Consider the following 14,333-nt stretch of genomic DNA (forward strand, 5'->3'; position numbering starts at 1 on the left):
CCGGTGATCGAGCAATAGATAAGCTTGGGATTGATGGCTTTTAGCGCCTCATAGTCCAAGCCATATGCCGCCAACCCGCCGACCTTGAAGTTCTCGATGACGATGTCGGACTTGGCAGCCAGTTCCCGCACCAACAGCTGACCCTCAGGTCGGGTGAAGTCGATGGTGACTGACTGCTTGTTCCTGTTGGCCGACAGGTAATACGCCGCCTCACTGGTGTTCTCGCCCTCGGCATCCTTAAGGAAGGGAGGGCCCCACGCGCGAGTGTCATCGCCATTACTCGGGCGCTCGACTTTGATCACCTCGGCACCGAGGTCAGCGAGAATCTGTCCGGCCCAAGGCCCGGCAAGAACCCGCGACAGGTCCAGGACCCGTAGATGTGAAAGCGCGCCCATCGGCTGACTCCTTTTCCTTATAGCCTTATAGATAGAAAGCTAGAAGGCGTTACTTAATAGAAGGCTTGGATGCCAGTCTGTGCACGACCCAGGATCAACGCATGGACGTCATGGGTACCTTCATAGGTATTCACGACTTCAAGGTTGACCAAATGCCTGGCGACACCGAACTCGTCGGAGATGCCATTACCGCCGAGCATGTCCCGCGCCATCCGTGCGATGTCCAGGGACTTGCCGCACGAGTTGCGCTTCATCATCGAGGTGATTTCGACCGCAGCGGTGCCTTCATCCTTCATCCGACCCAAGCGCAAGCATCCTTGCAGGGCCAATGTGATTTCAGTCTGCATATCAGCCAGCTTTTTCTGGATGAGCTGAGTCGCCGCCAACGGACGCCCGAACTGATGACGATCCAGGGTGTATTGACGTGCGGTGTGCCAGCAGAACTCGGCAGCTCCCAACGCGCCCCACGAAATCCCATAACGCGCCGAGTTAAGGCAAGTGAACGGGCCTTTCAACCCACGGACGTCCGGGAAGATGTTTTCTTCGGGCACGAACACGTTGTCCATCACGATTTCGCCAGTGATCGAGGCACGCAGACCCACCTTGCCGTGGATAGCTGGCGCAGTCAGACCCGCCCAGCCTTTCTCCAGAACGAAGCCGCGAATGTCGCCCGCATCGTCTTTTCCCCAGACCACGAATACATCCGCGATCGGGCTGTTGGTGATCCACATTTTGCTGCCTGACAGGCGATAGCCGCCTTCAACCTTCTTGGCACGCGTAATCATTGCGCCTGGATCGGAGCCGTGGTTGGGCTCGGTAAGACCGAAACAACCAATCCATTCGCCGGTGGCCAGCTTGGGCAGGTATTTCTGTTTCTGTGCTTCAGTACCGAATTCGTTAATCGGCACCATCACCAGAGAGGACTGAACACTCATCATGGAGCGATAGCCAGAGTCGACGCGCTCAACTTCGCGAGCGATCAGGCCGTAGCACACGTAATTCAGGCCGCTGCCACCGTATTGCTCGGGGATGGTTGCACCCAGCAAACCGATTTCACCCATTTCGCGAAAAATGGCAGGATCAGTGTGCTCATGGCGAAAGGCTTCAAGAACACGCGGGGCCAGCTTGTCACGGGCAAACTGCTCAGCGCTGTCACGCACCATGCGCTCTTCTTCAGTGAGTTGTTGATCCAGCAACAGCGGATCGATCCAGTTGAAGCTTGCTTTGCCGCCCATGAGCGAGTCCTCGTGAAGATGGGTCAAAAGTCGTGACCTGATCGTAGGCCCGCTTCAGGAATACGGCAAACGAGGATTTCGCATGCTGTTGTGCTAATTTCTCACTCTGTAATGATCAAAAAAGGCTTTTCCCGATCTGGCTAGTGAGGTAGAGGTACATGCGAAGAAAGATCCCCAGCACAACCGCACTTATCAGCTTCGAGGCGGCAGCTCGACATGAAAGCTTTACCAAGGCAGCGCAAGAGCTCTCCCTCACTCAAGGCGCTATTTGCCGACAGATCGCCGGCCTGGAGGAGTTCCTTAATGTCGAGCTGTTCCGACGCTCGCGTCGTGGGGTCAAACTCACCGAAGCCGGGCTTTCTTATAGTCGTCGCGTTGCAACCCAACTGGATGCGGTCGAACGTGACACGCTGTCGGTCATGGGCCAGCAGGGCGCTAACGTGATTGAACTGGCGGTTGTGCCGACCTTTGGCACTCAGTGGTTGCTGCCGCGACTCAAGGATTTCCAGCAATGCCACCCCGACGTAACGGTCAATCTCACCAACCGTACGCGGCCCTTTCTGTTCGCAGACACCGACTTCGATGCAGCAATCTATTTTGGTGACGCCGATTGGTCCGGTACCGAATCACATCGGCTGATGGGAGAAAACCCCATGCCGGTGTGCAGCCCAACCGTCCTGGGCAATGTCGACATGCTAAGTCCAGAGGCCATTGCCGAATTACCTCTGCTGCAACAAACCACACGCCCCTATGCCTGGCGCCAGTGGTTCGGCTCTCTGAACCTGAATATTCCCCGTGACATGACAGGACCGCGTTACGAGCTATTCTCCATGCTTGCCCAAGCCGCCATGCATGAGATGGGCATTGCCTTGATTCCACCCTTCCTGATCCAGCGCGAACTGGCCGAGAAACGCTTAGTGATAGCCAACCCCCACGCACTGTCGAGCATCAAGGCCTATTACTTGATGATTCCTGAGCGAAAGGTCGAATCAGCTTCTTTACGCGCATTTCGTGACTGGCTTGTGGGGCAGGCGCACAGCTACGCGCTAATCACCGAGCGGTCCACAGGCATTAGCTGATCGTGTAGTCGGTAACCTTCGATACCTATATATATACGAATATGTCGCTTTTATGTTAATTGTACTGATGTCGCAAAAAGGGAACCAAGCGGCCTGAAATTGAGGCATGTAGCCTGGGCTGGAACAACCTTAGGTTATTCACAAAACGAATCCTCAAATTTAGTCAATTTCATCAATCATCCTTATAGACCATGTAATCAGTACTTTTGACCCAATACTGCGACATTCGGTCACAGCGTGACTTGCAGTTAATATTCGGTCACAATTCAGAACTTGTTGAAGGGATGAAACTTCGCCTGCAGAATGCTTCGCCTCGCATTTTTTTGCGGTGGCCAATACTGATCGGACGCCCCAGCAGCACCATCCGTAGTGCACTGGCCTATTTAAAATAGATAACACTATAAGAATATTACGCAGGAGATATTACGTGCACATTGGTGTTCCTCTCGAAACCCACCAGGGTGAAACGCGGGTTGCCGCAACCCCGGAAACCATTAAGAAACTGATCGGCCAAGGCCATCGGGTCACTGTGCAAAGCGGCGCAGGCGTTACTGCCAGTGTTCCGGACAGTGCCTATGAAGTGGCGGGCGCCACTATTGGCAGCGCCACGGAGGCCTTCGGTACCGAGCTGATTCTCAAGGTTGTTGCGCCCAGCGACAGCGAGCTGACTCATATCAAGAGCGGCACGATCGTCGTTGGCATGCTCAATCCGTTCAACAACGAGACCATTGCCAAGATGGCCGAGTGCGGCATCACCGCCTTTGCCCTTGAAGCCGCGCCGCGCACCTCACGCGCGCAGAGCCTTGATGTGCTGTCCTCGCAAGCCAATATTGCCGGCTATAAAGCCGTGCTGATGGCCGCGCATCACTATCCGCGCTTCATGCCGATGCTGATGACCGCTGCGGGTACCGTGAAGGCAGCCCGCGTGCTGATCCTGGGGGCGGGCGTTGCCGGCTTGCAGGCGATTGCCACCGCCAAGCGTCTGGGCGCCGTGATCGAAGCGTCCGACGTGCGTCCTGCGGTGAAGGAACAAATCGAATCTCTCGGTGCCAAGTTCGTCGACGTCCCTTACGAGACGGATGAGGAGCGTGAATGCGCGGTCGGCGTCGGCGGTTACGCCCGTCCAATGCCTGCCAGTTGGATGCAGCGCCAGGCAATCGCGGTCCACGAGCGCGCCAAGCTGGCCGACATCGTGATCACCACCGCGTTGATTCCGGGTCGCAAGGCGCCGGTGTTGCTGAGCGCTGAAACCGTCGCGCAGATGAAACCAGGGTCGGTCGTCATCGATCTGGCAGCAGCTCAGGGCGGCAATTGCCCGCTGACCGTGGCCGATCAAGTGGTCAGCGTGCATGGTGTAACCATCATCGGTTATACCAACCTGCCTGCAATGGTCGCGGCCGATGCCTCTGCGCTGTATGCCCGCAACCTGCTGGACTTCATGAAGCTGCTATTTACCCCTGAAGGGCAGCTGCAGATCAATCTCGAAGACGACATCGTCGCCGCGTGCCTGATGTGCCGCGACGGCCAAGTCATCCGCAAGAACGGATAAGGATAAAAATAATGGAAGAGCTGATCTCCCCGGGTATCTACAACCTGATTATCTTCGTGCTGGCGATTTATGTCGGTTATCACGTGGTCTGGAACGTAACGCCTGCACTGCACACGCCGCTGATGGCGGTGACTAACGCCATCTCGGCCATTGTTATCGTCGGCGCCATGCTGGCCGCCGCGCTGACCGTAACGCCGCTGGGCAAGACCATGGGCACCCTGGCGGTAGCGCTGGCTGCCGTGAATGTGTTCGGTGGCTTCTTGGTCACTCGACGCATGCTGGAAATGTTCAAGAAAAAAGCCCCCAAAGCCAAGGCTCTGCCGGTACAAGAAGGGGCGCAGAAGTAATGAGCATGAATCTGGTCACCATGCTGTACCTGATCGCCTCGATCTGCTTCATTCAGGCGCTCAAGGGCCTGTCTCACCCCACCAGTTCGCGACGCGGCAACCTGTTCGGCATGCTCGGCATGGGCCTGGCGATCATTACCACCGTGGGCCTGGTCTATAAACTGGGTTCCGAGATTACCGCCCCCGGTATCGGCTACGTCATCTTTGGCTTGTTGGTGGGCGGCACCGCCGGCTCAATCATGGCCAAGCGCGTTGAAATGACCAAGATGCCGGAACTGGTTGCCTTCATGCACAGCATGATCGGTCTGGCCGCCGTGTTCATTGCCATCGCCGCAGTCGTCGAGCCGCAATCGCTGGGTATCGTCAAGCAACTGGGTGACGCTATCCCTGCGGGTAACCGTCTGGAGCTTTTCCTGGGGGCCGCCATCGGCGCCATCACCTTCTCGGGTTCGGTGATCGCTTTTGGCAAACTCTCTGGCAAGTACAAATTCCGCCTATTCCAAGGCGCACCCGTACAGTTTGCCGGTCAGCATAAATTGAATCTGGCCATTGGCCTGGCAACACTGGCGCTGGGCATCACCTTTATAGTGAGCGGTAATCTGAATGCCTTCGCCCTGATGCTCGCCTTGGCGTTCGTTCTCGGTGTGCTGCTGATCATCCCGATTGGCGGCGCAGACATGCCGGTCGTGGTGTCGATGCTTAATAGCTATTCAGGCTGGGCAGCTGCGGGGATCGGCTTTTCGCTGAACAACTCGATGCTGATCATTGCAGGCTCCCTGGTGGGTTCGTCCGGTGCCATCCTCTCGTACATCATGTGCAAGGCGATGAACCGTTCGTTCTTCAACGTGATCGGGGGCGGCTTCGGCGGTCACGCGGACGTTGCAGGCCCCGCGGGTGACAAAGAAGCGCGGCCAGTCAAATCCGGCTCGTCCGACGACGCCGCGTTCCTGCTGACCAACGCCGACACCGTGATCATCGTTCCAGGCTATGGCCTCGCGGTGGCTCGCGCCCAGCACTCACTGATGGAACTGGCGGAGAAGCTGACTCACCGGGGAGTCACGGTAAAATTTGCGATCCACCCGGTGGCGGGTCGGATGCCAGGGCATATGAACGTGCTGCTGGCCGAGGCCGAAGTGCCTTACGAGCAAGTGTTCGAGATGGAGGACATCAACTCCGAGTTCGGTCAGACCGACGTGGTGCTGGTGCTCGGCGCCAACGATGTGGTCAACCCGGCAGCGAAGAACGATCCTAAGTCGCCGATCGCTGGCATGCCCATTCTTGAGGCTTACAGAGCCAAAACCGTGATCGTCAACAAGCGCTCGATGGCCAGCGGCTATGCCGGTCTGGACAACGAACTGTTCTACCTGGACAAAACCATGATGGTGTTCGGCGACGCTAAGAAGGTCATCGAAGACATGGTTAAAGCCGTGGAGTAGCACGCTGGCGCAGACCCTTTACTGACACGGATCAAATCAATCCCTGGCACCTTCATCGGCCAGGGATTGTTACGTTTTATGCAACAGTGTTTTACATGAACGGGCATAATTAGCGCCCTTTCATGCGACCATGGTAGCGGGACGAAAAATGTTCAACTCTCTAGACTGAACGCTTTGCTTCCACCCGCCCGAGATAACTATCCATGTACCGTGATCGTATTCGCTTGCCTTCTCTGCTCAGTAAGGTGATGAGCGCTGCAGATGCCGCAGCCCTGATCCAAGACGGCATGACCGTCGGCATGAGCGGCTTTACCCGCGCAGGCGAAGCCAAGGCTGTGCCCAAGGCACTGGCCGAGCGCGCCAAAGTGTCGCCGCTGAAAATCAGCCTGATGACCGGCGCAAGCCTGGGCAATGACCTCGATAAACAATTGACCGAAGCAGGCGTGCTGTCCCGTCGTATGCCGTTTCAGGTCGACAGCACCCTGCGCAAAGCGATCAACGATGGCTCTGTGATGTTTATCGATCAGCATCTGTCCGACACCGTCGAGCAGTTGCGTAACCGCCAGATCAAGGCCGTTGACCTGGCTGTCATCGAGTGCGTGGCCATTACCGAAGAAGGGCATCTGATCCTGAGCACCTCGGTGGGCAACTCCGCCAGCTTCGCCATTCTGGCCAAGGAGGTAATCGTCGAGATCAACCTTGCTCAGCCACTGGAGCTGGAAGGCCTGCACGATATCTATATCCCTAGCTACCGTCCAACCCGCCTGCCGATCCCGGTACTGAAGTCTGACAGCCGCATCGGCAGCCATGCCGTGCAGATCGACCCAGCGAAGATCATCGGCATTGTCATCAGCAATCAGCCTGACTCGCATTCGACGATCCTGCCGCCAGACCCTGAAACCCAGGCCATCGCGAACCACCTGGTCGAGTTTTTCAAAAACGAAGTGCGCGAAGATCGGCTGACCAACAGCCTGATGCCACTTCAGGCGGGCATTGGCACTATCGCCAACGCAGTGATGCACGGTCTGCTGGACTCACCGTTCCATGACCTGACCATGTACTCCGAAGTGCTTCAGGATTCGACATTCGACTTGTTCGATTCCGGGAAGCTGGTCTTCGCCTCTGGCAGCTCCATCACCTTGTCTGCCGCCAAGCACGACGAAGTGTTCAACAAGCTGGAACACTACAAACCACAGCTGGTTCTGCGTCCACAAGAGATCTCCAACCATCCTGAGGTCATTCGCCGCCTGGGGATCATCGGCATCAACACCGCCCTGGAGTTCGATCTGTACGGCAACGTCAACTCCACTCACGTCTGCGGCACGCGGATGATGAATGGTATTGGCGGCTCGGGTGACTTCGCGCGTAACGCGCACCTGGCGATCTTTGTGACCAAGTCCATCGCCAAGGGCGGCGCTATCTCCAGCGTTGTACCAATGGTCAGCCATGTCGATCACACCGAACATGACGTGGACATCCTGGTGACCGAGGTAGGCCTGGCTGACTTGCGCGGCCTGGCACCGCGGGAGCGTGCACGCGTGGTTATCGACAACTGTGTGCACCCGGATTTCCGCGAAGCACTCAATGACTACTTCACCGCAGCCTGCAAAATAGGCGGCCACACCCCGCATGTATTGCGCGAAGCGCTCAGCTGGCACATCAATTTGGAAGAAACAGGGCGGATGCAACCACTCTGACCCCTGGAGCAGATAGCTGACAACTACTTTTCGTACTGTCAGCTACCTCACCAGAGCCTTTCATTGGGAAAACTGTACTGCTGTACTGGTCATTTACCCCCTTGGAAATCGGAAATACAGCCCGATCGACACGAAAATGCACCATTAAAGTGCCGACCAGTACAGTTGCCCCAAATAGGAACAAAACAGTCCCTATAAACAGTTAACTGAACCAGCACAATTGAAGTGAACTGTGTCTGGAGAGGCTAGCCAAGAGAGAGGAAGATTGGCACCAGTCAAGCCACTATCTAAACCCGCCACAAGCGGAAGGAAGTCATCATGGAACGTACACTCAGTTCCGACATGTTCTACGAAAACACCGCTTCATCCGAAAAAGCCGCATGGCCTCTTCGCGCTTTCGCCAACCTGATGCTCTGGCAGCGTCGCATCTCCAGCCGCCACCAATTGGCTCGTCTGGACGCACGTTTGCTGGCTGATGCCGGGATTAGCGAATCGCAACGTTACGAAGAGTTGAGCAAGCCGTTCTGGCGCTAATTTAGCGCTCGCTGGTCTCAGACCCCAGGTCTCCCTCCAGCACCCCGAATTGCTCCATACAAGACCCGTCGCAGGCAACTGCCGACGGGTTTTGTCATTTCAGAGAAACGCATTTGAACCGAAGAACCCAACAAAAACCGCCACACAAGTACAGTTTTAATAAATAAAGAATTTACCAATACAGTTGTTTTTTGCTTATTTCCTAATCAGATAGCGTCTGCACACCCACCTCTTGTCGCCAACTATGCGCTTGAGCTGACACAAGATGGTACGCACAGCGCCGCTGCGATAGGCTGGCGCATACTGAGTTCAGCTCTTTTAACCACTGGAGTTCACCATGTCCCGCCTATGCCTGCTTAGCGCTGTAGCCCTGCTGGCTGTTGCCACCGGCGCGAGTGCTTCGAGTTTTGTCGTCACCACCGATGCAGTGGTTCGTGCCGCCGATGCGTCCAGCAACGCGACGTCCAAAGTTTCTTCATCGCTCAAGGATGACAAAATCGTTCTCGCGGCGCGTGACGATGCGGCCAGTTTTGTCGCCAGCCAAGGCGAAATCCGTGGTGTGCAATTGGAGGGTGCCCTGCAACACATCCGCCAACAGGCTCCACAACTAAACGCCACCGACACACAGTTGGCTCAAGCGATTCTGGCGCTCTGACAACTGTCGTTACAGGCTCGTCAGCTAGCCCGCAACTGCCGGGCTAGCTCTGGTCCAGGCATTGCGATAGCCTTGACCGCTCGAATCATCGGTTATTCAGCCTCATGCGTTTTCTGTGTCGTCTCATTATTGCCTTGGTCTTGAGTGCTCAAGCGCAGGCGTTTGACCTGACCACGCAAAATCTGGTCGTCAGCGGATTTGTTACCAGCAAAGTGACCTCCGCCCCCTTCGACAATAAGCTAATACTTGCCGCCCAGGATGATGCCGCAGCGTTCATCGCCAGTAATGGCCAACTGCGAGGAGCACAGCTGGAGTCGGCGTTGGCTTTTTTACGTGAAGAGCTGGGTCAAACCCAGCCAAAACTTCGTGCCAATGATCTTGAACTGGCGCAGGCAATTCTCGTCCTATAACCATGTTGTATCTTCACTTTGGAGACGTTCCATGCGTACCCCGCTTTTTGCCGCCGCCCTTGGCCTGTTGTTACTGACGGGTGTGGCTCAGGCTCAAACCGTAAAAGCCACCAGCAACATTGTCGTCCGCGCCTTCGGCCGCAGTATTGATTTCACCTCCGACAGCACCACCTCGACACGCGATGCAAAAATCGTGATCCAAGCCAAGGATGACGCCGCCAGCTACGTTGCCAGCCAAGGGGATATTCGCGGGGTTCAGCTTGAAGCCGCCTTCGATACCTTGCGCACCCGCCTGCCCGAGGCACGAAACGCCAGTGACCAAACCCTCGCCGAAGCTATTCTTGCGCTGTGAGACACCTCACTGGCTGGTTACTGACGTCGATTCTGTTGCTGGCTGGCAACAGTGCCGTAGCCGGTTTAAGTCTGTCGCTTGACGCTGACAGCCTCACCCCAGAACAGCGACACGCCAGCCAGACACTGCTGAATGAGGCTATGCAGGCCTTACCGCCGCGCTTTATCGAGCAACTGGACCGCCGCATCGAAGTTCGCTGGTCCACAGACCTGCCCAACAACGCATACGGAGAGGCGTCCGGCCCAAATTGGCTCGCCTTGAACCGCAATCTGCTGGCGGGCCTGACCGATGGCTCAGCCGCCACCCAGAAAACCAATCGACCCCACGGTACCGTACGCCGGGAAATGCTCGCCACGGTGCTGCATGAACTCACCCACATTTATGATCGCGCCATGCGGTGGCCGGACGCCGAGCGCTCGCTGATACTCAGTTGTCAGCGTCAGGCCAACAGCATGGGCAAGATCGGTCTGCCAGACCGCTGCCGCGGCGAAATAGCCCGGCGCTTCACCCTCAGCGACGATCCCCGATTGCTCGACCTTGCCGGCTGGCAGCAATACGTCGGCCGCAGGGGCGAACGTGAAGAGCACAATCGCCAGATCGCCCGCAGCCCGGACATCTACGAAATCACCAACCCGCGTGAGTTCGTCGCGGTGAACATGGAGTATTTCCTGCTTGATCCGGACTACCCTTGCCGTCGTCCTGCGCTCTATGCGTACTACAAAGAACATTTCGGCTGGGCCCCCGCAGCCAAGAACGAGTGCCCGACATCCTTCCCGTTCCTTAACGCCGGCAGCGACTTCGGCCGTCAACCGTTGGGCAAAATCGACCCGGAGCGCGTGTACGCCGTCGATTATCTGTTGGCCGAAGCCAACCAGAACTGGGTCAGCCGCTGGGGCCACAGCATGTTGCGGCTGGTGATCTGCAAGCCAGGACGCCCCCGTGGCCCGGATTGCCGTTTGGACCTGGATCAACACCTGGTGCTGTCTTACCGCGCCTTCGTCGGCGACGTGCAGCTTTCCAGTTGGGATGGCCTGACCGGGGTGTACCCGTCACGGTTGTTCGTGCTGCCGCTGGCGCAGGTGATCGACGAATACACCAAGACTGAACTGCGCAGCCTGGCCTCGGTGCCGATGAATTTGTCTCGGCTACAAATCAACGACGTGGTAGAACACGCAGCCGAGATGCACTGGAGTTACGACGGTAACTACTACTTCATATCGAACAACTGCGCGGTGGAAACCCTGAAACTACTGCGCAGTGGCACCGATGATCCACGCCTCAAAGGCCTGGACAGCATCATTCCCAATGGTTTGCTGCAAGTACTCAACGCACGTGGCCTGGCCGATACCAGCGTGCTGAAAGACCCGCGTGAGGCGTTGCGCCTGGGTTACCGTTTCGATTCCTACCGCGACCGCTATCAGGCCATGTTCGAGGTGCTCAAGAAGCAGCTGCCGATCAAACAGACCACGGTCGAAGACTGGTTGGGGCTGCCCGCCAAGGAACGGCGCGAGTGGTTTGCCAACGCCAACTTGCGCACCAGCGCGGCCATGCTGTTGCTTGAGCAAGCCAGTTTACGTCGGGAGCTGTTGCTGGCCCAGGAGGAGGTCAAGCAGCGCTATCTCAGTGCCAAGGAGCAGCAGGACGGCAGCGTCTCCAAGGCGACCGGCACCTTACGGGAAATTCTCGCCAGCAGCGGCTTCCTCAGTCGCCCGGCAGAATTGCTCGGCAGCGGCGGCTACGGTTTACCTCAAGCCAGCGAATGGCAGCGCCTGGAGGATGAAAGCAGTCAGCGCCAGAAACAACTGCAGCGTTTGACTGGCGACCTGGACAAAGAAGTCCGCGCGCTGCTTGAACCCAGACGCGCCGCAGAAATCGCCGCCAACGAAGACAACCTCAAACAGATCGGCGAACACCTGCGCGCACTGCATAAGGCAGCGGGTGGGCTGGAGTTGCCTTAGGGCTTTCAGCCCAGGCTCTCGCGACAACCGACCGCGGCGTCTTTATTAATACAAAAAATGACCCGTCGTTTGTCCTGCGAAAGCTGGCTGAAAGCTTACCCCTTTAGGATCGCCCCACCACCGGCACCAGACCGGTCAGCCAAGGCGCGCGTTGTCAGCGTCGCCCGGCCCAGCAAACAACAAGAGTTAATGACCATGGTGATTCTGATGTCCGCTAGTGCCTGCTTTTCCGCTCAATTCCCGCCCGTACTCCACGCGCCGTCCGCCCAGCGCTGATCCGCTCGGTTCGCCTTCCTCACGTCGCGCTACACCTGGAGTATCTCTATGTTGACCTTCCTCGGCTTCGCCATGGTCGTCACGTTCATGTACCTGATCATGAGCAAACGTCTGTCAGCGCTGATTGCCCTGATTCTGGTACCGATCGCTTTTTCCCTGTTCGGCGGTTTCGCTGCCGGTATCGGCCCAATGATGCTCGAAGGCATCACCAAACTGGCGCCGACCGGCGTGATGCTGATGTTTGCCATCCTGTATTTCGCCCTGATGATCGACTCGGGCCTGTTCGACCCGGCGGTGCGCCTGATTCTCAAGCTGGTCAAGGGCGACCCGGTCAAAGTCTCGGTGGGCACCGCCGTACTGGCGCTGGTGGTTTCCCTTGATGGTGATGGGGCGACCACCTACATGATCTGCGTGGCCGCCATGCTGCCGTTATACAGCCGCGTCGGCATGAGCCCGCGCATCATGGCGGGCTTGATCATTCTGGCCGGGGGCGTGATGAACATGACCCCGTGGGGCGGTCCGACCGCGCGTGCCGCCAGTGCGCTGCATGTCGACCCTTCGGATATCTTCGTGCCGATGATCCCGGCCATGCTGGTGGGCGTCGTGGTAATTCTGCTGATTGCTTATGCTTACGGTAAACGCGAGCGCGCTCGCCTGGGTGAACTGCACCTGTCGGGCGATGATGTCGATCACAGCGAAATCAGCGTTTCGCAGTTCCCGGAAGCACGCAGGCCCAAGTTGATCTGGTTTAACGGCGCCCTGACCCTGACCCTGATGGCGGCCTTGATCGCTGGCCTGTTGCCGCTGCCAGTGCTGTTCATGATCGCGTTCAGTATTGCCATGATCGTCAATTACCCCTGCCTGCAAGCGCAGAAAGACCGCATCGCGGCACATGCCGGTAGCGTTCTGGCGGTGGTTGGGCTGATTTTTGCGGCGGGTATTTTTACCGGCATCCTGTCGGGCACCGGCATGGTCAACGCCATGTCCAAAAGCCTGCTGGCAGTGATCCCCGATGCGCTGGGCCCCTACCTGGCAGTCATCACTGCACTGGTCAGCATGCCGTTCACATTCTTCATGTCCAATGATGCTTTCTATTATGGCGTGTTACCGATTCTGGCCGAAGCGGCCAGCCATTACGGGATCAGCCCGGTGGAAATGGCGCGGGCGTCTATCGTTGGCCAGCCCGTGCATTTGCTCAGCCCCCTGGTGCCTTCGACCTACTTGTTGGTGGCGCTGGCCGGCATCGAATTCGGCGACCATCAGCGATTTACCCTGAAGTGGGCAGTGCTGGTCTGCCTATGCATCATGTTTGCCGCTTTACTGATGGGGATTTTCCCGTTTTTCAGCAGTCTATAACGCAGACGATTCATCCCAGTGTCATCCCTCTCATCGGGCGCGCCCCTTGAGAGGGATGACTCTGGGGTATTAACCGCTTAAAGGAATACCTATGGAATGGCTGACCAACCCGGAAATCTGGGTTGCCTTTTTCACACTGACGGCCCTGGAGATCGTCCTGGGCATCGACAACATCATCATGATCTCGATCCTGGTCAGCCGCATGCCCAAGGCCATGCAGCCGCGGACCCGGATTTTCGGCCTGGCGCTGGCCATGATCACGCGGATTCTGCTGTTGCTATCGATCACCTGGGTCATGCGCCTCACCGCAGACCTGTTCGAGGTCTTCGGCAAGGGTTTTTCTGGCCGTGACCTGATCCTGTTCTTTGGTGGTCTTTTCCTGCTGTGGAAAAGCTCCCAGGAGATCTACCACGGCCTGGAAGGTGAGGACGAGGTCGAGGTCGACGACGTGCCCAAAGGGAAGGGCGGCCAGTTCTTCTACACCATCATCCAGATCGCGATCATCGATATTGTTTTCTCGCTGGACTCCGTGATCACTGCGGTCGGCATGGTCGCTCACGTACCGGTCATGATTGCCGCCATCGTCGTCGCCGTGCTGGTGATGATGGCGTGCGCAGGCGCTATCAGTAATTTCATCGACAAGCATCCTTCACTGAAGATGCTGGCGCTGTCCTTCCTGATCGTGGTCGGTACCGTGCTGATCGCTGATTCGTTCGGTGTGCATGTGCCCAAAGGCTATGTATATTTCGCCATGGCGTTCTCGCTGGCGGTCGAAGCCATCAACATCAAGATGCGAACCGCAATGGCGAAAAAGAAGAAGCAAAGCGAACCGGTCAAACTGCGCAAGGATATCCCTGGCCAGTAACTGAACCGCTTGAAAGACAACGGGGCCATTGCCTGCCCCGTTTTTTGATGAATGTTCAATCTGCTGATTTATGACAGTTTTGTTTCAATGCCGCTATTGCCTATGCGATGCTGGCGCCAAGGCCAGAAGCCGACTAAAGCTTAGGTGAGCGCTAAAACTCTTCCGTTACATCGCTTCGCTCGCTGCATG

General features: G+C 57.1%; 14 protein-coding genes (1 of these 14 running past the window's edge). 12 read left to right on the forward strand and 2 right to left on the reverse strand.

All coding sequences use genetic code 11. The features are described 5' to 3' along the window. Together AC1ME2_RS13035 and AC1ME2_RS13040 are read right to left on the reverse strand one after the other, a co-directional pair. On the reverse strand, positions 1-395 hold the 5' portion of the coding sequence (locus AC1ME2_RS13035; protein ID WP_480441686.1) for a CaiB/BaiF CoA transferase family protein. The gene continues 826 nt to the left of window position 1, outside the view; the window shows 395 of its 1,221 coding nt (coding positions 1-395); it begins with the start codon at positions 393-395; its stop codon lies off the left edge, out of view. Between the two features lie 53 nt (positions 396-448). Then, positions 449-1,630, reverse strand: a complete 1,182-nt coding sequence (locus AC1ME2_RS13040; protein ID WP_480441687.1) for an acyl-CoA dehydrogenase — start codon at positions 1,628-1,630, stop codon at positions 449-451. Positions 1,631-1,788: 158 nt separating this feature from the next. Between AC1ME2_RS13040 and AC1ME2_RS13045 the strand changes: the two genes are divergently transcribed. From AC1ME2_RS13045 to AC1ME2_RS13100, 12 genes are all read left to right on the forward strand, one after another. Continuing rightward, complete coding sequence (locus AC1ME2_RS13045) at positions 1,789-2,709, forward strand: LysR family transcriptional regulator (protein WP_480441689.1); 921 nt, start codon at positions 1,789-1,791, stop codon at positions 2,707-2,709. A gap of 427 nt (positions 2,710-3,136) precedes the next feature. Then, positions 3,137-4,258, forward strand: coding sequence for a Re/Si-specific NAD(P)(+) transhydrogenase subunit alpha (locus tag AC1ME2_RS13050; RefSeq protein ID WP_480441690.1), 1,122 nt, complete (start codon positions 3,137-3,139; stop codon positions 4,256-4,258). Between the two features lie 11 nt (positions 4,259-4,269). After that, a complete protein-coding gene (locus tag AC1ME2_RS13055) occupies positions 4,270-4,605 on the forward strand; it encodes an NAD(P) transhydrogenase subunit alpha part 2 (RefSeq protein WP_480441691.1) in 336 nt (111 codons plus the stop codon). Next, complete coding sequence (locus AC1ME2_RS13060; protein ID WP_480441693.1) at positions 4,605-6,041, forward strand: NAD(P)(+) transhydrogenase (Re/Si-specific) subunit beta; 1,437 nt, start codon at positions 4,605-4,607, stop codon at positions 6,039-6,041. The genes AC1ME2_RS13055 and AC1ME2_RS13060 overlap by 1 nt, the downstream gene beginning before the upstream one ends. 203 nt (positions 6,042-6,244) lie before the next feature. Further along, positions 6,245-7,738, forward strand: a complete 1,494-nt coding sequence (locus AC1ME2_RS13065) for an acetyl-CoA hydrolase/transferase family protein (RefSeq protein ID WP_480441694.1) — start codon at positions 6,245-6,247, stop codon at positions 7,736-7,738. Between the two features lie 318 nt (positions 7,739-8,056). Further along, positions 8,057-8,272 carry a DUF1127 domain-containing protein gene (locus AC1ME2_RS13070; RefSeq protein WP_480441696.1) on the forward strand — a complete coding sequence of 72 codons (216 nt, stop codon included), beginning with the start codon at positions 8,057-8,059 and terminating at the stop codon, positions 8,270-8,272. A gap of 337 nt (positions 8,273-8,609) precedes the next feature. Next, the gene (locus tag AC1ME2_RS13075) at positions 8,610-8,927 is read left to right on the forward strand and encodes a DUF2388 domain-containing protein (protein ID WP_480441698.1); all 318 of its coding nucleotides are present in this window, start codon (positions 8,610-8,612) and stop codon (positions 8,925-8,927) included. A 104-nt stretch (positions 8,928-9,031) separates the two neighbouring features. After that, entirely contained in the window at positions 9,032-9,337 is a 306-nt protein-coding gene (locus tag AC1ME2_RS13080) for a DUF2388 domain-containing protein (protein WP_480441699.1), read from the forward strand. A 31-nt stretch (positions 9,338-9,368) separates the two neighbouring features. Beyond that, entirely contained in the window at positions 9,369-9,689 is a 321-nt protein-coding gene (locus AC1ME2_RS13085) for a DUF2388 domain-containing protein (RefSeq protein WP_480441700.1), read from the forward strand. Beyond that, positions 9,686-11,647, forward strand: a complete 1,962-nt coding sequence (locus AC1ME2_RS13090; protein WP_480441701.1) for a DUF7844 domain-containing protein — start codon at positions 9,686-9,688, stop codon at positions 11,645-11,647. The genes AC1ME2_RS13085 and AC1ME2_RS13090 overlap by 4 nt, the downstream gene beginning before the upstream one ends. Positions 11,648-11,971: 324 nt before the next feature. Next, on the forward strand, positions 11,972-13,279 hold the full coding sequence (locus AC1ME2_RS13095) for a CitMHS family transporter (protein ID WP_480441702.1): 1,308 nt from the start codon (positions 11,972-11,974) through the stop codon (positions 13,277-13,279). Between the two features lie 91 nt (positions 13,280-13,370). Beyond that, complete coding sequence (locus AC1ME2_RS13100; protein ID WP_480441704.1) at positions 13,371-14,144, forward strand: TerC family protein; 774 nt, start codon at positions 13,371-13,373, stop codon at positions 14,142-14,144. The last annotated feature ends 189 nt before the right edge of the window (positions 14,145-14,333 follow it).

It is taken from the genome of Pseudomonas sp. ASL9 (genome assembly GCF_056680335.1).